Genomic DNA, 21,440 nt, shown 5'->3' on the forward strand with positions numbered 1-21,440 from the left:
AATGACAAAACAAGATCTGCACGACGATCTCATCGTATTTGACGGTTTGATTATCTCGAACTGGGACGAAAGTGTATTCAAGGCGATGCGCGCGGGCGGCCTGACAGCGGCCAACTGCACCTGCTCGGTTTGGGAAAACTTCCGCGACACGATGCTGGCAATCGGCAAGTGGAACCGTATGTTCGCGGATCACGGCGACATAATTACGAAGGCTGTGTCTGTCGAGGACATCCGCCGCGCCAAACGGGATGGCAAAACCGGAATTGTACTTGGATTTCAGAACACCTCAGCCTTCGAAGATCGCGTGGAATTCGTCGAGCTTTTCAAGCAGCAGGGCGTCGGTATCGTGCAAATGACCTATAACACCCAGAACCTTGTCGGCAGCGGCTGCTACGAGTCCACCGACAGTGGGCTGTCGGACTTTGGACATGACATCGTGGCCGAGATGAACCGCGTTGGCATACTGTGCGACCTCAGCCACGTGGGTCCCAAGACTTCCGAGGACGTGATCTGCGCGTCGAAACAGCCCGTGGCCTACAGCCATTGCCTGCCCAGTGGTCTTAAGGCACATCCGCGAAACAAGAGCGACGACCAACTTCGCCTGATCGCCGATCACGATGGATTCGTCGGCGTCACCATGTTTCCGCCCTTCCTAAAGCGCGGCAATGATGCCTCGGTCGATGACTATGTCGAGGCGATAGATTACATCGTCAATCTGGTGGGCGAAGACTGCGTGGGCTTCGGCACTGATTTCACTATGGGCTATGGTACGAAGTTCTTCGAATATCTTAACCGCGACAAAGGCACTGGACGGCAATTGACCGAAATCTGGAAGGTCGATTTTCCGGACGGGCTGGAATCTATTGCGGATTTCCCCAATCTCACCGCAGCCATGAGCCGCGCCGGCTGGGGTGAAAGTAAGATACGAAAGATCATAGGCGAAAATTGGCTGACCCTGCTGGATCGCGTTTGGTAAGGCTAAGGTGATGCAGTCCGGCACCTTTGCAGGTCCGATCGTGACTATACGCCGACAGCAGGCACTGCACTGTGTACAGATGTTGAAAAAGGAAGCCGCGATGCACGGCTTCGATGTGAACAAGCTGGGCCGGATCCAGTGCATTGGCTGCTGGCAGTGCCGCTTCGATCAAAACAATCCTTCCGCCTGGTCGACCTCGGCGGCCGGCAACTCATAGCGGGTGATGACTGCCGCGCCGTCGTCGAGTGCAATCTCGATGACCTCATTGACGATGGCGGCGTGGGCGTAGAGCTCATCTAGGAGCGCGTCGAACAGTTCTCGCTGCCTACCGGGCGCTACCTGGGGAACGATGATGAGCGGACCGGCATGAAGTTCTTCGCGGGCGTAGAGATTCCTGAAATCGCGAGCATTGTTGGTGACGAACGTAAAGTCGTCGGCGATGATACGAGGCATCAGATCCCAATCGGTCTCGAGACCGGTAACTTCTCTGGGGTCAGGCTGCGCGCAGGAGGGGCGGTTTGGGCTTGAATAATGGAGGCACGTTCGGCTCTGGCTGACGGAACGGCGCCCGCAACCTGTCACGAAGATCACCGTTCAGTTCGGCGGTGCGGACCTGCATAAGCATATGGGCTGACAATAGTGAGTGCCCTGCAAGATGTGCGCCGATGACCAAGGTCCTACCGCAGCACCACTCGTCCTGCCACTCCGGCAGGGTCAATCCACTACGCGGCCCGTTTAGTACACCCGGTCAGGAGATCCTCAAGTGATCACCCGCTACGCCCTATTCGATGGCCGTGTTCACGAAGGCCAATCCGATGCTTTTCGCGCCGCCATAATAAAGACAGCCCTGCCTACATGGAACGCCTTCCCTGGCGCCATCGACGTCCGTCTGAGTTTTGCCGTGGAACATGATCCGGGCGCGCCGGAATACGCTATGATCCTAGCAATCTCCTACCCGGATCAGGCCACGCTCGACGCCGCCCTTGCAAGCCCAGAACGCTTGGCCAGCCGAACCGCAACCGAATCGGTCCTGGAGCGGTTCTTCGTCGGGCAAATCCATCATCATGTAACCGAAACCATCGAATCCGGTCGCTGATTGCTGATAAGCATCCGAGCATGGCCCCGCGAACATATTACGTATGACATCGATTGTACTTTCAAAATCACCGAAGCATCACGGTGGATAACTTTCACCTGCAAAATTACGGCTAACCTGGACTCCACTCCGAACAGTTATATCATGTTGATTTGACAGCACAAATTGGAATTTTCATAAGGACAGAAATTGCATTGGCCGTGCCCCCTTCCAGCACCCGAAAACTTAACGGAATCAGCAGGATGATGTTCCATAGGCTAGGGCTACTGTTCGATTAAATTTCACACACCGCCTTTGACGACCGCGGGGACGGTGCGGGCCATCTTGGCAGCGATTGCGGCATACGCCTTGCGGCGCAAATGGGTGTTGTGGCGATCTTTGGAGATGTAACGCTCAAACTTGTCGCGGAAGCTGTTGGCGCGCTGACCTGCCATCCAGAGAGTGCGGCGCAGTCGGGCATTGCCGTATTTTGAGAGCTTGGTCTGCCCGCGGAACGTGTCGGACTTGGTGGTTGCAAGATCCATGCCGCAGAACTTGAGAAACTGACAATGATGCTGGAAACGGCGGAGGTCACCGGCTTCGGCCAAGATGGTCAGCGCATTAATAGGCCCAATCCCGGGGATCGACGTCAGCAGCTGATAGTCCGTGTTGTCCTCGAGCAACGTAACGGTGCGGTCCTCAATCTCCTCGCGTTGAGCGATCAGGTTGCGCCCTTCACCAAGGACCAGACGGAATATCCTTCTGGCATCGGACTCTGGATCGACTGGCAACCCCACCGACGTTCTGGCGGTCCCATAAATATCTGCCAGCAAAAGCTCTTTTGAGACGCAGCGGCCAACGGCGGTTCAGACATCCGCAATGAAGGCTTCCTTGCCCATAGCTGAGATGGAGTGCGGCGACGGGTAGCGCTCAAGGAAGGCAAAGAACCAGTCGCTGCGTGAACTGCGGTGAAAGCGGTCAGCTTCGGGAAAATACAGGGGCAGGCAATGCGGCAGCACCCGGTGCCAGAGTACGGTCTTCGAACGCGATACGATGTCATGGGTCTTGGACAGTTCCTGAAGGTCATTCGTACCGTACAGCATCGGGTCGTAGTAATACTGCTCGTTCCCGATCTGCATCATGTGCGGGATGCCTCTGCAAGGCGGCGACCCGGTTACGTGATGAACCGCGTCCGGCACCGCGCATCGTGAAGTTAGGCCAAGCTTTTCAAATATATAGACAGAAGCTGCGTCTGCGAGGAAATACCGAGCTTGCGGTAAACATTTCGGCGGTGAACCTTGACTGTGCCGGTGGCGATGCCGAATTTCAGCCCGATCGATTCCGATGAGTGGCCCTGCAACACCAGTTCCACGATCTCCGCCTCGCGCACGCTCAATTTAAGGCCGCGCCAGACGGCATCAGTGACCTGTGCGAGGCCGGTCGCTTTGCGCCCTCGCCGCTTGCCGGAAGCGACACTCTCAAACCGATTTTCCAGTTTCGCCCAGAACTGCCGCACCATGACGGCCACCAACGGCTCGACCTTGCACAGCTGGGCAAAATCCGAGGCCGGAAACGGGCCGCTGTCCTCACGGCGCATCAGCGACAGTACAACTGTCGTCCCGTCGCCCGTAGTGACAAAAAAGCCTACCTCCTCGGCAAGGCCGGTCTTCACATAATAGGTGCGGTAATACTCGCTCGAAAAGAAGCGGTCCGGCGCCAGTTCCCGCATGCGGAACACCCCGCCCCACCGCTCCTTTGCCCTATGGTAGAAGGGATCGAGCAGGTACGGCCCCGCCTGATACAACGCCACGAACACGATATGCTCGTTGCGGTCGAAGGTGCTGTAGAGGTCGATCGGTCGTTCCGCACCGCTATAGGCGAAAACGACAATATGGTCGAAGCGCACCAGCGCCTGCATCATGCGCCGGAATATCTCGCCGAATTCCATGTCGTCCATCATCTGCTTGCCGACAAGATCGCCGAATGCGGCAAACAGACCTTCCACGTCCACGCTCACGCAACGATTTCCTCCGTGCCCTGCCATTGCTCTATACACCTTCCACGGGCAATGGCAGCTTAAAATACCTCTCTTGGGGTATATATCTTGTGCTTGCTTTCCTACTAGGTTTCTACCCACAATGGTGGCAGAGCAAACACAAACTGCAAGTTCAGGTTCATCGCGGGGAACGGACGTGGCATCGACTTCGACGCATGACATCGAGTTCCGATCGGTAACCAAGGCCTACGGCGCCGTGACCGCGGTGGCGGACATCAACCTCAATGTTCCCAAGGGCGCCTTTATGGCGCTGCTCGGCCCCTCCGGCTGTGGCAAGACGACCTGCCTGCGCATGATCGGCGGCTTCGAGCAACCGACAAGCGGCGACGTGCTGATCGATGGCCGCATGATGAACGGGGTGCCGGCCTACCGTCGACCGGTCAACATGGTGTTTCAACAATACGCGCTGTTTCCCCACTTCAATGTAGAGCAGAACGTCGCTTACGGTCTCAAGCAGATGCGTCCGAAAATTCCCGCCGCCGAGGTTTCACGCCGCGCCGGCGAAGCGCTGGAAATGGTCCGGCTTGGCGGTTTCGGCACGCGGCGCATCCACGAAATGTCGGGCGGCCAGCAGCAGCGCGTGGCTCTGGCGCGCGCCATCGTCAACCAGCCCTCGGTTCTGCTTCTCGATGAACCGCTGGCGGCGTTGGACAAGAAGTTGCGCTCTGCTATGCAGATCGAGTTGCAGACGCTGCAGCGCGAACTCGGCATCACCTTCGTACTCGTCACCCACGACCAGGAAGAAGCGCTGTCGATGAGCGATTTCGTCTGCGTCATGAGCGCCGGTTCCATCCGCCAGATCGGACGCCCGCAGGAAATTTACGACCGTCCAAGCGAATTGTTCGTCGCCGATTTCGTCGGCAAGACCAATCGCATCGACGCCACGCTAGAGGCGGACGGCAAGACGATGCGGCTGGGCGACGGTTCGGCTATCGGCATACCGCCAAGAACTGGTATATCGCCGGGTCCCGTCATCATGGCGCTGCGGCCCGAGGCGATCCGGCTAGAGCGCAAGGCAGCTGACACTGGCGATCTTGGCGGTGTCGTCACCCATCGCATCTTCCTTGGCTCGAGCGCAGAATATTCGGTCGAGGTGGCAGGCCTGGGCGACCTTCTGGTGACCGCCGACCGCAAGACCATGACTGAAGGCGATCTCATCGAACCGGGCGAGAAGGTAGCGCTGGTCTTCGACCCGGCAGCCGCACACGTTTTCCGACGTTCAATTGACTGAGTTATAACAAAACAAGGGAACACGATCATGACCAAAGACTACAAGGAAAATCTCCCCATCTCTGCTGAAGGCTTCATGGACGAATTCATGCGCCTGAAGCGCGGCTCGGTAAGCCGCAGGCATTTCCTCGGCATCACCGGCCTCGGGCTGGCCACCGCCGTGCTGGCCCGCTTCCCCGGCGCACTGTCGACCCCGGCCTATGCCGCCGAGGACCTCGGCACGCAGATGTCGATCGCCACATGGCCGAATTACCACGACCCGGCGACCTTCGAGAACTTCAAGGCAGCCACCGGCGTCGCCGTCGAGGTCAACGTCTTCGGCTCCAACGAGGAAATGCTGGCCAAGCTTCAGGCCGGTGCTACCGGCTGGTCGCTATTCGTGCCGACCAATTACACCATTTCCACGTACCACAAGCTCAGCCTGATCGATGAACTCGATCTGACCAAGATACCGAATTTCAGTCCCTCAACGGAAAACACGCGCTTCACCAACGAAGGCCAGGTCGACGGCAAGACCTACGCGCTGCCAAAGAATTGGGGCACCACCGGCTTTGCTATCAACACCAGCAAGCTGAAGACGCCAATGACCAGTTGGAAGGACTTCTTCGAGGTAGCCCAGACGGAAGCCGACGGCCGCGCCATGGTGCACGACTATCAACTTACCACCATCGGCAGCGCGCTGGTGTCGCTCGGCTACAGCTTCAACTCGATCAAGCCGGACGAACTGGCAAAGGCCGAGGAACTGCTGATCAAGGTCAAGCCGCATCTGTTCGCCATCAACAGCGACTACCAACCTTCGATGCGCTCCACTGACGCCTGGCTGACCATGTGCTGGACCAATGACGGTGCCCAACTGCACGCCGACATGCCCGAAATCGCCTACATCCTCGGCAAGGACGGCGGCGAGATCTGGACCGATTTCTACGCCATCCCGAAATCGGCTCCCAACAAGCCGGCCGGTTATGCGCTGCTCAACTACCTGATGGACCCGCAAAACGCGGTGAAGGAGCACATTGCCAATGGCGCGCCTACCACCGACAGCCGCGTGCTCGCGCTGCTGCCGAAGGAAGTCACCTCCAACAAGATCATCTATCCGGACGAAGCGGCTCTGACCCCGCTGGAATTCGGCGCTGCAGTGACGCTGACCGACCCGGCCCGTGCCGAATTGATGGCTCGCTTCAAGTCGGCGTAATCCAGCCAACTGCCAGTTCGATGCCTTTGGTCGCTTTGCGTGATAGCGGCTGAAGGCACCGAGCCGGTCGGAGAATGGCGAATATAAAGGCTACAACGCAAATGCGTATGATGGAAATCTGAATGGCTTTGGCCGCGACAACGAAAAGACGATTGGTGACGGTGGCCCTTGTCGGACCAGCGGCACTTTGGCTTTTCGTGTTCCTTGTCCTGCCTTTTATCGCCATTCTTGTATTTTCAGTGGGCGAGCGCGCCCCTGCAGGCGGCTACAAACCCGCCTTCACCTTCGAACAGTTCGCCAATCTGGGCGCCCGCGCCAGCGCCTTCATCAACACGCTGACGCTTGCCCCCATCGGCGCGGTCGCATGTCTGCTGATCGCCTATCCCCTCGCCTATTATCTGGCGGTGAAAGTGAACCCGAAACACCGCCTGCTGCTCGTCTCGCTGGTGGTCGTGCCGTTCTGGACCAGCATGCTGGTGCGCACTTATGCCTGGATGTACCTGCTTGGCGCGCGCGGCATCCCGCACGTGCTGGAACTGCTCGGTATCGAGAACGTGCGCCTGCTCAATACGCCGGGCGCCGTGCTGCTCGGCATCGTCTATGGTTATCTGCCGCTAATGATCCTGCCGATTTTCGTCAGTCTCGAAAAACTCGACCGCAGGCTGCTGGAAGCCTCCGCCGACCTCGGCGCGAAACCGGTATCCACTTTTTCAGCATCACCCTGCCGCTCTCCCTGCCGGGCGTCATGACCGGGGTAGCGCTGGTGACCATCCTCTTGCTTGGTGAATATCTCATCCCGCAGCTTCTCGGCGGCGGTAAGGTGTTCTTCATCGGCAATGCGCTGGTCGATCTCTTCCTGCAATCACGCAACTGGCCTTTCGGCTCGGCCATCGCCGTCACGCTGGTCGTCGTCGTGGTGGTCGTGCTTCTGGTTGCCATGCGCATCGCCTGGCGCTTTGCTGGCACCAGACAAGTGGATCTGGTCTGATGCGCACTCTCGTCTCCGCCGTTTACCTGTTCCTCTACGCGCCTATTGCGCTGGTGGTGCTGTTTTCATTCAACTCCGGCCGCAGCGCCAGCGAGTTCGTCGGCTTCTCGACGAAATGGTACGGCAAGGCCCTGTCCAACACCTTCCTGATGGACGCTCTGCAAACCAGCGTCATTGTCGCCTTCACCAGCGCGGCCCTTGCTGCAGTCTTCGGCACCATGGCGGCCATCGGCATGGAGCGCCTTGGCGGCCGCACGCGCGCTGTCTTCGACGGCCTGTTTGCCGCTGCAATCGTAGTGCCCGGCGTTGTTATCGGCATTGCCACGCTGGTCGCGCTGGTACAGGTGTTTTCCGTTCTCAACCCGGCGCTGGCCAGCCTTTGGCCAGGCCAGACGCCGCCGAAGCTCGGTCTGGGTTACGGCTCCATCATTGCCGCCCACGGCCTGTTCACCATGGCGCTGGTGACGATGATCGTAAAGGCGCGCATAGCCAGCCTTGGCCGGGATATCGTGGAAGCATCCAACGACCTCTACGCAACGCCGCTGACGACGTTTCGCCAGATCGTGCTGCCGCAGATCCAGCCTTCCGTTCTGGCCGGGTTTCTTCTCGCCTTCACCTTTTCCTTCGACGATTTCATCATCGCCTTTTTCGTCGCCGGTTCGAACACGACCCTGCCCATTTACATCTTCGCCTCGATTCGTCGCGGCGTTACCCCGGAGATCAACGCGGTCGCCACGATGGTGCTGATAGCCTCACTGGTGATGATTCTCGTTGCCCGCTTCCTCATGCGTGAAAAGAAAGCGGCCAACTGACGTGAACCCCTCCCTAATTCTCAAAAACCGCATCGCCATCGTCACCGGGGCCGGCTCGGGCATCGGCGAAGCCGGTGCGGCCATCATGGCGCGCGAGGGCGCGCATGTCGTGCTTGTCGACATGGATGAGAATCGCGCCGAGCAGGCCGCCATACGCATCCGCAAAGCGGGTGGAAGCGCCGAGGTGCTGACGCTCGACGTCACCGACGACGGCGCACTGGAAACCGGGATTGCTTCGGTTGCCGCACGCCACGGCCGCATCGACATCCTTCACAACCACGCCGGTGCCCAGGTTGCGGGCGATCTGGAGCAGGTTGAGGTTTCGGGTTTCGACCGCTCGTGGAACCTCAACGTGCGGGCGCATTTCATGGCGGCGCGTTTCGTCATGCCGCTGATGCGCAAGGTCGGCCGCGGCGTGATTCTGAACACCTCATCCAGTTCGGGCGTACTCTATGACCGTGAGATGATCGCCTACACCACCACCAAACATGCCGTCATCGCTATGACGCGGCAGATGGCCGGCGACTTCGCCGGCTATGGCGTGCGTGTCAACGCACTGTGCCCCGGCTGGGTAGATACCCCCTTCAACGAGCCGTTCATTGCCCAGATGGGTGGACGCAGCGCGATCGAAGCCTATATCGCGGGCAAGGTGCCGCTGGGGCGCTGGGCCGACGTTTCGGAGATCGCCGAGCCGATCCTGTTTCTCGTCTCCGACCGTTCGTCCTACATGACCGGCCAGGTGCTGGTGGTAGACGGCGGCGAGACAGTGGTTTGAAAAATTCTCCGTGCCATTATCTTTGCTCAACAGAGGCTCCACAATTCTGAAATGCCGTACTGCATTTTATGCGGCGTTGAGAGCACGAAGCATGAACGTTGGTGCCTCAATAGCTGTAATTCTAATGACTGCTTTGCGCCCTCATCTTGGACATCGAAATTGCGTTGACCGCCTTCCAAAAGCGGACATTGCGCGCGGCGTCGTTTAAGACAGCAGATGCGGACTACTAGACACTCCTTAAATGGATTGACCTCGTCGAAAAGGGTTGCAACGGAAGCTCGCTCCAGCAGATAAACGCCCGATCGCTCTGGCTCCCTGAGGAGGTGTTAATTGAACATGCGTATTTGCGATGAATAAGCGGTTTCATTCCAGGGTGGAACGGTAGATTCAGCTTTCGGCGGAAAATCAGGCCATGCTCACCGGCAGCTGCCTGCGGTCCACCGAGAGCATCATCGATGAGACAAGTTCCTTGAGAAGGGACGAACGGACGTCATTCATACCAGGGTTGTCCCATAGATTTTCCTGTTCTCCGGGATCGTGCTCCAGATCGTAGAGTTCTCCCCACCGGGCATTATTGAACACGCTCATTCGCCATTTTTTGGTGACCAATGTCCGCACGATCGGGGGTGAGTCGAAACACAGAACAGGGGATTGGTATTCATCTTCGATCAACAGGGCGTCGCGGGATTCGCGCCTTCCATGGAGCACGTCGTAAATCGACACGCCCTGCGCATTCGGCTGACTTTCGATGCCGGCGCGCGCAAGCAGCGAAACACCGATATCCAGGCTGCTAAACAGACCGGTTTCGACCTTGCCGTGGTAGTCTGATCGTGGATCGGACATGACGAAAGGCACCCTAATCAGGCTCTGGTAGTGCAAGGGGCCCTTGAGCATGAGGCCATGATCGCCCAGCAGATCGCCATGGTCCGACGTGAAAACCTTGACCGTGTTCTTCGCCAACCCCAATTCCGACAACCTCGAGCAAACCCGGCCGATGGCATCGTCGATCATGCTTATCATGCCGTAGGTAAGTGCTATCGCTTCCCGGGCCTCGCGTTCGACCAGCGAAACTGCGCCATATCCGTCGCGGCGGTCGCTGTTGGCGACCCGCGCCGCCCTTAGGGCCGCCAAATGCGGCAGCCCGTCATCTGGTGCGCCGAAGTTGTCCGGCAGTGTCACATGTTCGGGATCGTACATGTCCCAATAACGCCCGGGTGGATTGAAGGGATGATGTGGATCGGGGAATGACACGACCAGCATGAATGGCGTGTCCGGTTCGTCGCGATGCAACTCTTCGAGAAAGGCAATTGCCCGACCGGCGATGTATGTGGTCGAGTAAAGTTCTTCCGGCAATCGCGTGCGAACGGCCTGCGGACACGAATAGTTATGCGGCAACTGGTTTTCCTTGCCCACATACTCTAGGTAATCGGGCAGATTCTGCCTCAACCACGCTTCGTAGTGACCACCACAACTATCGCCATGACCGGTGACAATTGATACCCGGTCGTAGCCGTAATAAGGCGGCTCAAGGTTTGAGCCCCGATTCTCTACTTCGCGTCGCCACCAGTCGTCTTTTCCTCTTTGACGATCTGAATAGGGCTCAAGGATCGGCTGCAGATGGCCTTTGCCCATTAGTCCTGTCCGGTAGCCATCCTGGCGGAGAAGTTCCGGGAAGGTGACGCTGCTTCGAGGCAGCGGAATCCCATTGAAGCGTACGCCGTTCACCGAAGGATATAACCCGGTCATGATGCTCGCGCGGTTGGGCATGCAACTGGGCATAGCCACATAAAACCGGTCGAATCGCACGCCATCGGCGGCGATCGCATCGATGCTTGGCGTCCGCACGAGAAGGTCGCCTGCGCAGCCGAGCATTCTGGCCTGCTGCTGATCCGTAATGAAGAGGATGAAGGAAGGTCTGTCAGCCATCCTTAACTGGCTTTCTTTCTCGCAGCGAATACCGACACGGCGATGATCACCACGATTGCGATCAGGATACCAAGGCTGATCGGCCGCTCAAATAGAATCGCTATGTTGCCCCTTCCAATGCTCATCGTTTGGCGAAGGCGTTCCTCAATCATCGGGCCAAGGATGATGCCGAGCATCAACCCGATAATCGGGAAGCCCAGCCGACGGGCGAAGTAGCCGAACACGCCGGCGCCGAACGCAATCCATACGTCGGTCATGGAATTGCTGACGGAATAGGCACCAATGAAGCTCAGCATCAAGATGGAACCACCGAGCACTACTGCATGGATTTCCGCCAGCCGCGCTATCTGACGTGTGAACAGGACAAGGAACGTGAAAATCATAATGTTGAGCACGAACATCGACATGTAGATCCCGCTAACCAGTTCCGGCTGTTCGGAGATCAGTTGCGGACCGGGGAAGATGTTGTGAACCAGAAAGACGCCCATCATCAGCGCGGTGATCGCATCGCCGGGAATGCCAAGCGCCAGCACCGGCACCAGCGCAGCGCCTGTTACCGCGTTGTTGGCTGATTCAGAAGCGACGACTCCTTCCGGGGCGCCTTTTCCGAATTCAGAAGGATTCTTCGACGATCGCCGCGCCTCTATGTAGGAGAAAAGCCCGGACGTCTCCACACCGATGCCGGGAAGCGCGCCGACTATGATTCCGATCGCCGTGCTTTTGAGCATGGTGACCCAATAGCGAAACGCTTCGAGGTACTGACGAAGGCGAATTCTGCCGGCCTCGACCTTCACTTGCTCGGCGTCGGCGAAATGCCGGTCGATCAGCACAAACCCCTGGGCAATTCCGAACAGCCCCACAACCATCGGCACCAGCGGAAGGCCGTTGTAAAGAGCGGTCACGCCGAAGGTGAAACGCTCCGTCAGCGTATTGAGCTCGATTCCCATCGTTGAAACGAAAAGTCCCAGAACGACCATGCATATGCCTTCGAGCATTCGTTCACGAAGTGCGAGGCACACCAGGATCAACGAGAATGTCAGTGCCATCAGGAATTCGGGCGCGCCGAAATTCGTCGCAAGCTTTGCCAGGGTCGGCGTCATGAACACCAGTACCACGGCACTGATCATCCCGCCGGTGAAAGAGGAGGTGAACGCGAGGGCGAGCGCCCGTTGCGCCTGACCCTTTCTTGCCATCGGCGCGCCATCGAACGTTGTGATCGCGGCTGAAGGCGTTCCCGGGGTGTTGATGAGGATCGCGGGAATGGCGCCGCCGTACCAGGAACCGCAATAGATGCCGAGAAGGAGTGAAACGCCCGCTAGCGGCGACAAAGAGAAAGTCACCGGCAGAACGACGGAGATAGCAACGGCAGGTCCCACGCCCGGAAGTGCGCCAACAATGATGCCGGACATGGCTCCGATTGCGAGTACCAGCAGTACCGACGGGTCAGCGATTGCTGAAAGCCCGGTAACAATGGATTCCAGCAGGGTCATCGAATTAGCCTTTCAATCGAGACCGGTGCTTCGGGAAACCAGACTTCGAGATATTTGACGAAGATCAGGAAGATTGCCAGCGCGAGCAAGCTGAGGGCCAAGGCCGATCTCCGGTTCAAATGCTGGCCGGCCAGCAGCGCGGCACATCCGAATAGCAGCGTGGAAAGCAGATACCCGATCCAGGGAACCAACAGAATGTAACCAACGAATACAAGCGCCAGCGGCACAAGGACCCTGAACTGTGGAACAGAACCGCCTAATTCCTCGTCAACCGGTAGTGTTCCGCCGAGCACATACTTTGCCGCGAGCGCCCCGCCAATGCCGATCAGCGCCACAAGCGTTAGTATCGGAAAGAAGTTCGGCTGGCGGAAATAGGGATCTGACCCCGAATACGGGATCAGAAGCGGCACAAACAGCAGAAATGCGCCATCGATCAGGACGATGCACAGAATGAAAGCGATCGAGATTACGCGCACGGCACGCCCCCTTAACCGACCTACTGCTTGATCAGGCCGAGTTTACCCATGACCGAGCGGAACGCTTCGTATTCCGAAATCATCTGTGCCTCGGTCTCTGCCGGGCCAAGCGCATAGACCAATATGCCCGACTCGGCCGAGAAATCCTGCACCTCTTTGGAATCCACGGCTTTCTTCATTGCCAAAAATAGTTTCTGGATGACATCGTCAGGCGTACCCTTGGGGGCAAACAGTCCGGTCCAGATCGCCACATCAGAATCCATCCCCTGCTCACGCACGGTCTGCAGTTCTGGCAGCGCCGACATGCGTCCCGAGGTGAGCGCAACGATGCCCTTGAGTGAGCCGTCCTTGATGCCTCCGATCACCGAGGTGAGCGGAACGATCGCGAGATCAGCTTCATTATTGAGAAGCTGACTGGAATCCACTTTCGAATAGGCAACCTCGTTGAAGACAAAACCGGCCTGTTCGGCGATGCGGTAGGTGGAAAGTGTCGGAACCGTTGCCTTGCCCCAGTGGGCGAGCACTGGCTGTTTGCCGGAGGATTTCGCCCATTCGGCCAAAGACTTGATGTCATCGAACGGCGCATCGGCGCGCGCGGCAATGAGGAAAGGCAGCGTAGCGAACATACCGATCGGCTGAAGATCATCGATACCGTAGGGCGTGTTTCCCGCAGCCACTTGACTTACAGCCGGGCCGATCGTCAGCCCGCCAATCGTGTACCCGTCAGGGCGAGAATGGACCAATTCCGCGGTGCCGACAACTGCGGCGCCACCCGGTTTGTTGACCACCTTGAGCGTCTGGCCGAGGTCCATTTGCTCGGCTACCTTACGCGCGATTATGTCCGTGCTTGTCGCCAAAGCCGGCCATGGCAGGATCATCTCGATCGGCTTTTCCGGATATTCGGCCCAAACCTGTGAGGACAGTGAAGCGAAAAGCATCGCCCCGCCAATAAGACTCTTGAACTTCATGTTTTCCTCCCTCATTAAATTGAAGTTTATACTCACCAGGAAATCTTCTTGAATTCCCTTGTCTGCTCGGTAAGCGCGATCTCGGTCGGCAGGCGCTCCATCGAACTGGCGCCATAAAAGCCGTGGCAATGCTTCGTGTTCTTGAGAATAAAGTTGGCGTCATCGGGCATGGAAACCGGCCCGCCATGGACAAGAACGATCACGTCGTCGCGGATTGATTTCGCCGCCGCGGCCCATCCGTCGACGATCGCGGGGCTGTCCTCCAGTTTCAAGGCCGTGGACGCGCCAATCGAACCGCCGGTTGTCAATCCGAGATGCACTACCACGATATCCGCACCGGCCTCAGTCATGGCGACCGCATCCTCCGTTGAAAAAATGTAGGGCGTGGTCAGCATGTCCTTTTCATGGGCCATGCGAATGATATCGACTTCCTGGCTGTAGGACATCCCGGTCTCTTCCAGATTCTGCCGGAAGACGCCATCGATGAGGCCGACGGTCGGAAAGTTTTGGATGCCGGCAAAGCCCAGTGCCTTCAGCTCGTCGAGATAGCGATCGAAAATGCAGAACGGATCGGTGCCGTTCACGCCGGCCAGAACCGGCGTGTGCTCGACGACGGGCAGCACCTCGCGCGCCATCTCGACAACGATCTCGTTGGCGTTGCCATAGGCCAGCAGGCCGGAGAGCGACCCGCGGCCGGCCATGCGGTAGCGGCCGGAATTGTAGATGACGATCAGGTCGATACCGCCCTGTTCTTCGCATTTCGCGGAAAGGCCGGTTCCGGCCCCGCCGCCGATAATCGGAGTGCCGTCATCGACCATCTTTCTGAATTTCGCCATCAGTTCGGATCGGGTGAAACGCACCATGGGTCAGGCCTCCGCGATGTCCATAAAGTTGGCGACAAGCGCATCGGCGAATTCCGGATCGTTGATCGCACTCGGCAAACGGACAAGCTTGCGATTTTCGGTCTGTTTGACGGTCCGTTCGAGGGCCTCGAACAGCGCCTTGTCGGCGTCCGGATCGTGGAAGGGAGCCCCTTCGACATCGATGATCGAAACGCCTTTTTCGGGGATCAGGAAGCACACAGGGCCTTCCATCTGGTTCAGCTTTTTACCGATCCACTCGCCCATACGGACGTTTTCCTCGGCTGTGGTGCGCATAAGCGTGACCTGTTCGTTGTGAACCAGAAGTTGGCGATCCTTGTAGCGGTCAGGAACCGTGGCCTTCCCGCCGAAATTGACCATGTCAAGCGCACCGCAGGAACCGACATAGGGGATGCGGGTCCGGATGGCGGCACCCATTCGATCCTCGCCGGCGCTCATCACCCCGCCCATCAGCAGGTCAGCGACCTCCGTCGTCGTGATGTCGAGCATGCCTGCGAGCGTGCCGCTATCGGCGAGCTTTTCCATCGTCTGGCCGCCGGTGCCGGTGGCGTGGAACACGAAGCATTCGAAGCGGCTGTCCAACTTGGAGACGACCTGCTCGACGCAGAGCGTCGTCACGCCGAACATGGTCAGGCCGAGGGCCGGTTTATCGGAGGTTGCGGTCTCGATTTCGGTTTTCGCCGCGCCGGCAATCATGGCGGCCGCATTGCCGAGCACCTTTCGCGAGATCGAGTTCAGCCCCGCAACATCGACCACGGAATACATCATGGCGATATCGTTGGGACCGACATAGGGCGCGACATCGCCCGAAGCGACAGTCGACACCATAACCTTCGGCACGCCGATGGGAAGCGTGCGCATGGCAGGGGCGATCAGCGCGGTGTTACCCGATCCGCCGATGCCGATCATGCCGCTGATCTGATCGGCATTCGCCTTGGTCCAGGAGACCAGCGCGTCAGACATGCCGGTGACGGCCTCGCCGCGGGTTTCTGCACTCGTAATCCGCTCGGCGGCGCCTTCGAGAGCCGCCTTCACATCGTCCGAGGTAACATCGCCATGGTCCGATCCTCGCGGCGAGACATCAACGAGCTGCGCGCACACGCCTGCTGTCCTGATCAAATCACGAACATAGGCGAGCTCGTTATGTTTGGTGTCGCAGGTGCCTATGACGGCCACGAAACGGTGGTTCGACATGAATTCCTCCCTGGAAATCCTACTCGGCCTAGATAGCAGCCGGACCCTGTTCTGTACGGACGAAAAGGCTTGGATTTCGCCACGCGAAATGCATATAATCGTCATGGCTATCAAATCCGTTGGTGAAATCAGAGCGCTGAAACGGGGGATATCGGTGCTCCGCGCGCTGGAGGCGGGGGCGCAAGATCCCTGGACGAATTGCACAGATCGCTTGGCATTTCGAAGACCACCATCAGCCGGATCCTCGTCACCCTTCAGTCCGAACATCTGGCTTCGCAGAGAATCGCCGATGGAAAATGGGTCGCGGGTCCCGGGATCGGTCCTGCAGATGCAACCAGCGCTGCGCACAATCTTCTTGTTCAGTCCGCCATTCCGGAACTGACGAAGCTTTGCAAAAAGTCATCTGGCCATCCGACCTGTCGGTTCGCTCCGGTCTCAAGATGGTGCTTGTCGAGACAAGCCGCCCGCACACGACATTGTTTTTCAACAAATTGTCGGTGGGCTTTGAGATCGATTTCCTGTTGTCGGCGCCGGGGCGCGCCTACCTTGCCTTCTGTCCGGAAAAGGAAAGGAAGCAGATTCTCGCCAAGCTGCGGTCTCGCCCCGAATACCAGCTGCTTTTCAAGAGCGGAGAGTTGGATCGGATCCTCGCGGAGGTCCGGGAAAAGACATTCGGCCATCGCGACATTCGCTGGGGCGGACGTTCCGTCAATCTGCGGAGGTCCTATGACGATGGGCTCGATGCCATCGCTGTGCCCATTCTCGAGGAAAACGCGGTGTTGGGATGCGTCAACATCATCTGGATCAGATCCATCCTTTCCCGTCAGGAAGTGACCGCGAGATATCTTGCCGATCTCCAGAATGCCTCCCGCGCGATCTCAGAAACATACATTTCCCTGACCAGCCAAAACTGATCCCGAAGATTTTTCAGCGCAGTTCGGTTCCCGCGAACCTGACTTGCGGAAGAATTGATCTCCGGTGGAACGGTTTCGCGCAAATCAGCATCCACCAAAACCCAATACCTAACTCGCAGCCAGCGGCGTATATGCTGAATGTTGCACAGCGGTGCTGGCCGGAGAAACAAAAGTCCAGAAATGGGCCTAAGCAGCGGTGCTCGTGGCTCACATAGATGTCCGTTTCGACGGGTTGCGCTCGTCAGCGGAACGACGGCTTACGTGAAGAGTTTCGGGCGCCGGCAGGCGTACGAAAGGAGACCGGTAACTTCTCTGGGGTCAGGCTGCGCGCAGGAGGGGCGGTTTGGGCTTGAATAATGGAGGCACGTTCGGCTCTGGCTGACGGAACGGCGCCCGCAACCTGTCACGAAGATCACCGTTCAGTTCGGCGGTGCGGACCTGCATAAGCATATGGGCGCCATGAAGAGACCAGCGCATCTGTTGCTTCTAGACCATCCGCTTGCCGACAAGCGAATTCACGGCTGACTCCGCGAGCGTGCTAGCGACACGAAGGCCAGCCCGATAGCGCTTTCCATAGTTGACGATCGCCCTACGGTTCGTACGGATATAGGTCAGGAGTTGCAAGCCGAGGCTATGAAGCCGTACGATCGAGAATTCGCCTTCTCCCTGCGGCTGCTTCAATCTCGTCAGGAGACCCTCTAGGTCGCGGATCGCGCGATCGACTTGGCCATGCCACAGGCGCGACTTCACGGCCTTGACCTCCCTGTCGATGGATGAAAGGGCTTCGGGGAGATCGAAGCGGGATTGCGCCATGTGATTGGCGATCTGCTGCATCGGCTGGATCTTCATGGCAATGTGGAACCAGTCGATGATGTGGGTCGTCGGCTTCGGCATGGCGCGGGGCAGCCGCTTCAAGATTTCGGCACCGTCCGAGATCACCGTCACATCGCCGAAGCCGCGATATCCGACTTCCTCAAGAGCGTGAAGAGCACGATCGCGGATTGCATGCTGCTCGGTCCTACCGGTGACGAAATAGCGGCCACCCGGTTCGCCCCGTCCCCCGCGACCGCATCGGGCCACGACGAGTTCGAAGTTTCGCGCTGCATTGGGCTCGGCGCTGCGAACATGCGCTGTATCGATGCTGATAACGAACTCTTTGCGCCGATCGCCGGGAAGCTGCATCTCAAGCTGGCATCGGTCATCCATTTGAGACCTCGCTCGACAAGTTTCCCGCATGATCTGGTCGTTGAGTCGCTTGCCGATCCTGATCGTGCGCTTGCGCACGGTCGCGTGCGTCTCGGTAGGTTCAATGGGCAGGAATTCGGCCAACACCTTCGCCGCCTGTCGATAGGGCATCATGCTCCCCAGCCGCGCCGTCAGTTCCATCATCTCCGGCGTCGCTCGATCGGGACAGATTTCCTTCAGCGGCGCGAAAGCGCCATCCATGCTAGGGTAGCAATCCCGGCACAGCATCCAGCGGGGATTGCGAACCTCCACTGTGCCGAAGACAGTTCGGATCCGGCGCGTCGTATAGTCTTTGACCGGCCGGAACATGTGGCAATCCGGGCAAACCCGGCGAAAGAGGGCATAGGTCTCCGCTTCATGGCTCACCACCGCACTCTGCAGCGTCGCCATGATCTTCTTGCCGTCGTCGATCGACAGCCCGATTTCGCCGTCGAACAGACACTCCCAGCTTTTGTTGATGCGGACCTCCTTCCGGCACGTGTCGCCAAATTCGTTCCTGCCCTCAATCGTGATCGTCCATTCCACCGCCACCGTCGCCTCCTTGAACAAAAACGATGATGATGGACCGCCCGGTGCAAACAAACCGTCGTCAACCCCAGAGAGGTTACCGGTCTCGCCGAGGATCATCGGCGATCTGTTGCAGGCCGAGATATCGGAGAAGCAGGCGCGCTCCATTAAATACCAACTCACCGTCGCCAAGTTGCCGCTGGCCAAGGACATCGAGGAATTCGACTTCTCCGGCACGCCGGTCAACGAACCTCTGATCCGCGACCTTGCCGGTGGCGCTTTCATCTCCGATCAGCGCAATGTCGTGCTGGTCGGAGGGACAGGCACCGGCAAATCGCATCTGGCCATCGCCATTGCCCGGGCGCTGATCCGCAATGGAGCGCGCGGCCGCTTCTTCAATGTCGTCGACCTGGTCAACAGGCTTGAGACCGAAACCCGTGCCGGTCGGCAGGGCCGCATTGCCGATCACCTCACCCGTCTCGACTTCGTTGCGCTGGACGAACTCGGATACCTGCCATTAGCCCAAGCAGGTGGGCAGTTACTCTTCCACCTGATCTCGAAGCTCTACGAGCGTACCTCGATCATCATAACCACCAACCTGGCCTTTGGCGAATGGCCGAGCGTCTTTGGTGATGCCAAGATGACCACCGCGCTACTCGATCGCCTCACACACCACTGCGAGATCCTCGAGACTGGAAACGATTCCTGGCGTTTCAAAAGCCGATCTCAAAGCTAAAGCCGATAAGCCAATAAGCCGCGCCCGATCAGGCTGTGCAAACCTGACCAGCCTCGCCTGATCGAGCGCTAACCGGCGTGTCTTTCATCCAGAAAATCCGGGGTCCCTTTTGGTGAAAATACAGGGTCCCGTTTCCATGGTCATTGACAATCTCGTAGGCCGTCGTGACATGGATCACCGGATGGCCGTTTGCACGACAAGCCTTGAGCAATCGCTGCATCCCCGGAATGATTTCGTTGTCCATCGCCTCCTGGTCGCAGGTGAACGGATTGCCCGGACGCGTCCAGGCGTTGGCCAGATCGACGCTGATCAGGGCTGGACGCTTACCGAACCCCACGCGGCGCTGAAAACCCCGCTCCTGATAAAGCTTCGTCGAGGCGTCGAAAGCTTGCTGAAGCATGCGGTTGAGTTCCTTGTCGTCTACTTGGCTCATGACATTTCATCTTCGATGCCGGCATCGACCAGCGCTTGTATATGCGTTCCGATGACCGGCAATTTCACGAGACGTCCGGTTATCTGGAACAAGGATGACGCAAAGCCAACGTGGACTGAATTGGTAATTTACCAACTATCCTTGCACGAAACGCATCAATGACTAGGTTGTAGAATTTGCGCTGAGGGGGTGGAGATGGATCAGGAGGCGGGCCTTGAACTTGTTCATTCCTTCATTGTAGTGGCGGAGGAATTGAATTTCCGGCGTAGCGCCGAACGGCTGAATATTGATCAGTCGGCATTGACCAGACGCATCCAGAAACTCGAGCACATTGTCAAGTTTCCTCTATTCGAACGAACGACTCGCGAGGTTTCATTAACCTCTGCAGGACGGACTTTCTACGAGGAGAACGTCAGGCTGCTGCAGAATTACGGGCAATCGGTGGAATCGGCGAGGCGCATCGCCGATGGAAACACCGGTGTCCTTCGTATCGGCTATATGGCTTTCGCCGCGACAGAGCTGATGCCCGATGCAGTATCGCGGTTCCGCCGGGCCTATCCTTATGTCGACGTGAATCTGCGCTACATCCGCACACAAGGACAGAAGCTGGCGCCGGCCCATGACGAGATCGATATCGGCTACATGATCGGGCCGTTCGACCACAGCGTGTTCCACTGACACTCCGCTTAGCCAGCTGGCCCGCCAAATCGGTCGGTTTGTGACAACGTTCTATATCGTGGGCACAGGATGATCGCAGATTCGTGGCGGCGCAGGACGTTCCACACTGCCCTTTTATGCAACTAAAAACGCACAGATCGTGAACATCGAACTCATCAGTTACCTGCGCGACGTTACCTTGCGGCTTTGTCCTAGTAGTATCCAGCAGCCATCTCACCGGACATCGGCTCGTCTCTTGCAGCCTCGGCGATAATGGTGACTTCGATCTTCGGCTTACCGGGAAGCCTGTCGGAGTTGGGTTCGCCTAACCGACCCCGGAAGATCGCCGATAGAAACCATTGCCAGCTCATCATATCCAGATCGAATGGCCTTCTGGTCCCCAATGATTGAACAGCCACCGCTGGCACAACTTGAATGCCATTGGTGCCCGAATAAATGAGCAGGAAGGATTCTGTTGTATGGGCCAGCATTTTGTCCAGCTGTGTCGTAAGTCGCGCGTGATCACCAGAAGTCATCGACCGTATGGGTTCAAGCTTCTTAGCCTGTATGACAGTGGTGGTTCTGATCTGCCACTGCGGTTCATCGCAACTAAATCTTATAAAGACATCGGCTCCATGCTCTGCTTCATCAAGCTTTTTCGTAAGCTGAGCCCTTAGCTCGATCCCGTGCCTGCTTTTCGCGAGGCCTGTTCGAGGGAGAGCCATAGCCGAAGTGACTAAAGCGCCAAAAAGAACGCCAGTGGTTGACTCCTCATCCGGCCAATCGTCCGCAAAGGATTCGGAAAATAGGCGATGCGACTCAGCGCCTAAATCGAACGCAAGGTCGTGTAATGCTTTTTGGAATTGGTTCGCATCCATCTAGTAAGCCCCGTTCAAGCCCTACCGTCCA

Annotated in this window: 17 protein-coding genes and 5 pseudogenes; 10 read left to right on the forward strand and 12 right to left on the reverse strand. The window is 58.0% G+C overall.

Going from position 1 to position 21,440, the window contains the following annotated elements; translation table 11 throughout:
• The first annotated feature begins 1 nt into the window (after nt 1).
• On the forward strand, nt 2-976 hold the full coding sequence (locus AC0L7S_RS20560) for a dipeptidase (protein WP_473474575.1): 975 nt from the start codon (nt 2-4) through the stop codon (nt 974-976).
• Nucleotides 977-1,144: 168 nt separating this feature from the next.
• Here AC0L7S_RS20560 and AC0L7S_RS20565 read toward each other — a convergent pair whose 3' ends face one another.
• Nucleotides 1,145-1,429 (reverse strand): hypothetical protein, encoded by a 285-nt coding sequence (locus AC0L7S_RS20565; RefSeq protein WP_473474576.1) that lies wholly within the window; start codon nt 1,427-1,429, stop codon nt 1,145-1,147.
• 310 nt (nt 1,430-1,739) lie between these two features.
• Between AC0L7S_RS20565 and AC0L7S_RS20570 the strand changes: the two genes are divergently transcribed.
• Nucleotides 1,740-2,072, forward strand: a complete 333-nt coding sequence (locus AC0L7S_RS20570; protein ID WP_473474577.1) for a hypothetical protein — start codon at nt 1,740-1,742, stop codon at nt 2,070-2,072.
• 281 nt (nt 2,073-2,353) lie between these two features.
• Here AC0L7S_RS20570 and AC0L7S_RS20575 read toward each other — a convergent pair.
• Together AC0L7S_RS20575 and AC0L7S_RS20580 are read right to left on the reverse strand one after the other, a co-directional pair.
• Nucleotides 2,354-3,202, reverse strand: a pseudogene (locus AC0L7S_RS20575) (transposase); the annotation flags it as partial.
• Nucleotides 3,203-3,264: 62 nt separating this feature from the next.
• Complete coding sequence (locus AC0L7S_RS20580) at nt 3,265-4,068, reverse strand: helix-turn-helix domain-containing protein (protein WP_473474578.1); 804 nt, start codon at nt 4,066-4,068, stop codon at nt 3,265-3,267.
• A gap of 121 nt (nt 4,069-4,189) precedes the next feature.
• Here AC0L7S_RS20580 and AC0L7S_RS20585 point away from each other — a divergent pair, with 121 nt between their 5' ends.
• The 5 genes and pseudogenes from AC0L7S_RS20585 to AC0L7S_RS20605 all read left to right on the forward strand — a co-directional run bounded on the left by AC0L7S_RS20585 (nt 4,190) and on the right by AC0L7S_RS20605 (nt 9,104).
• Nucleotides 4,190-5,338: an ABC transporter ATP-binding protein gene (locus tag AC0L7S_RS20585; protein ID WP_473474579.1), complete on the forward strand. Its 1,149-nt coding sequence runs from the start codon at nt 4,190-4,192 to the stop codon at nt 5,336-5,338.
• Between the two features lie 27 nt (nt 5,339-5,365).
• On the forward strand, nt 5,366-6,529 hold the full coding sequence (locus AC0L7S_RS20590) for a polyamine ABC transporter substrate-binding protein (RefSeq protein ID WP_473474580.1): 1,164 nt from the start codon (nt 5,366-5,368) through the stop codon (nt 6,527-6,529).
• A 122-nt stretch (nt 6,530-6,651) separates the two neighbouring features.
• Nucleotides 6,652-7,517 (forward strand): annotated as a pseudogene (locus AC0L7S_RS20595) (ABC transporter permease).
• Nucleotides 7,517-8,329 (forward strand): ABC transporter permease, encoded by an 813-nt coding sequence (locus tag AC0L7S_RS20600; RefSeq protein ID WP_473474581.1) that lies wholly within the window; start codon nt 7,517-7,519, stop codon nt 8,327-8,329. Before AC0L7S_RS20595 ends, AC0L7S_RS20600 begins: the two are co-directional and overlap by 1 nt.
• A gap of 1 nt (nt 8,330) precedes the next feature.
• Nucleotides 8,331-9,104: an SDR family NAD(P)-dependent oxidoreductase gene (locus tag AC0L7S_RS20605; protein ID WP_473474582.1), complete on the forward strand. Its 774-nt coding sequence runs from the start codon at nt 8,331-8,333 to the stop codon at nt 9,102-9,104.
• 405 nt (nt 9,105-9,509) lie between these two features.
• On the opposite strand, the gene AC0L7S_RS20610 is transcribed toward AC0L7S_RS20605, so the two are convergent.
• From AC0L7S_RS20610 to AC0L7S_RS20635, 6 genes are read right to left on the reverse strand one after another with little or no spacing between them, the layout of a single operon-like run.
• Entirely contained in the window at nt 9,510-11,030 is a 1,521-nt protein-coding gene (locus AC0L7S_RS20610; RefSeq protein ID WP_473474583.1) for a sulfatase family protein, read from the reverse strand.
• A 2-nt stretch (nt 11,031-11,032) separates the two neighbouring features.
• The gene (locus AC0L7S_RS20615) at nt 11,033-12,520 is read right to left on the reverse strand and encodes a tripartite tricarboxylate transporter permease (protein ID WP_473474584.1); all 1,488 of its coding nucleotides are present in this window, start codon (nt 12,518-12,520) and stop codon (nt 11,033-11,035) included.
• The gene (locus AC0L7S_RS20620) at nt 12,517-12,996 is read right to left on the reverse strand and encodes a tripartite tricarboxylate transporter TctB family protein (protein ID WP_473474585.1); all 480 of its coding nucleotides are present in this window, start codon (nt 12,994-12,996) and stop codon (nt 12,517-12,519) included. Before AC0L7S_RS20620 ends, AC0L7S_RS20615 begins: the two co-directional genes overlap by 4 nt.
• Before the next feature lie 20 nt (nt 12,997-13,016).
• Nucleotides 13,017-13,964 carry a tripartite tricarboxylate transporter substrate binding protein gene (locus AC0L7S_RS20625; protein WP_473474586.1) on the reverse strand — a complete coding sequence of 316 codons (948 nt, stop codon included), beginning with the start codon at nt 13,962-13,964 and terminating at the stop codon, nt 13,017-13,019.
• Between the two features lie 32 nt (nt 13,965-13,996).
• Nucleotides 13,997-14,827, reverse strand: a complete 831-nt coding sequence (locus AC0L7S_RS20630) for a phosphoenolpyruvate hydrolase family protein (RefSeq protein ID WP_473474587.1) — start codon at nt 14,825-14,827, stop codon at nt 13,997-13,999.
• A gap of 3 nt (nt 14,828-14,830) precedes the next feature.
• Nucleotides 14,831-16,039, reverse strand: coding sequence for a Tm-1-like ATP-binding domain-containing protein (locus AC0L7S_RS20635; RefSeq protein WP_473474588.1), 1,209 nt, complete (start codon nt 16,037-16,039; stop codon nt 14,831-14,833).
• Between the two features lie 389 nt (nt 16,040-16,428).
• Between AC0L7S_RS20635 and AC0L7S_RS20640 the strand changes: the two genes are divergently transcribed.
• Nucleotides 16,429-16,953, forward strand: coding sequence for an IclR family transcriptional regulator domain-containing protein (locus tag AC0L7S_RS20640; protein WP_473474589.1), 525 nt, complete (start codon nt 16,429-16,431; stop codon nt 16,951-16,953).
• 318 nt (nt 16,954-17,271) lie between these two features.
• Here the strand turns inward: AC0L7S_RS20640 and AC0L7S_RS20645 are convergent.
• A pseudogene (locus AC0L7S_RS20645) lies at nt 17,272-18,723 on the reverse strand (ISKra4 family transposase).
• A 94-nt stretch (nt 18,724-18,817) separates the two neighbouring features.
• Between AC0L7S_RS20645 and istB the strand changes: the two are divergent.
• Nucleotides 18,818-19,441 (forward strand): annotated as a pseudogene (gene istB / locus AC0L7S_RS20650) (IS21-like element helper ATPase IstB); the annotation flags it as partial.
• Nucleotides 19,442-19,585: 144 nt separating this feature from the next.
• On the opposite strand, the pseudogene AC0L7S_RS20655 reads toward istB, so the two are convergent.
• A pseudogene (locus AC0L7S_RS20655) lies at nt 19,586-19,874 on the reverse strand (N-carbamoylsarcosine amidase); the annotation flags it as partial.
• 195 nt (nt 19,875-20,069) lie between these two features.
• On the opposite strand from AC0L7S_RS20655, the gene AC0L7S_RS20660 reads away from it, so the two are divergent.
• Nucleotides 20,070-20,552 (forward strand): LysR family transcriptional regulator, encoded by a 483-nt coding sequence (locus AC0L7S_RS20660; protein ID WP_473474590.1) that lies wholly within the window; start codon nt 20,070-20,072, stop codon nt 20,550-20,552.
• Nucleotides 20,553-20,743: 191 nt separating this feature from the next.
• On the opposite strand, the gene AC0L7S_RS20665 is transcribed toward AC0L7S_RS20660, so the two are convergent.
• The gene (locus AC0L7S_RS20665; RefSeq protein ID WP_473474591.1) at nt 20,744-21,409 is read right to left on the reverse strand and encodes a hypothetical protein; all 666 of its coding nucleotides are present in this window, start codon (nt 21,407-21,409) and stop codon (nt 20,744-20,746) included.
• Between the last annotated feature and the right edge of the window lie 31 nt (nt 21,410-21,440).

The sequence above is a fragment of the Mesorhizobium sp. G2-6-1 genome (genome assembly GCF_055809095.1).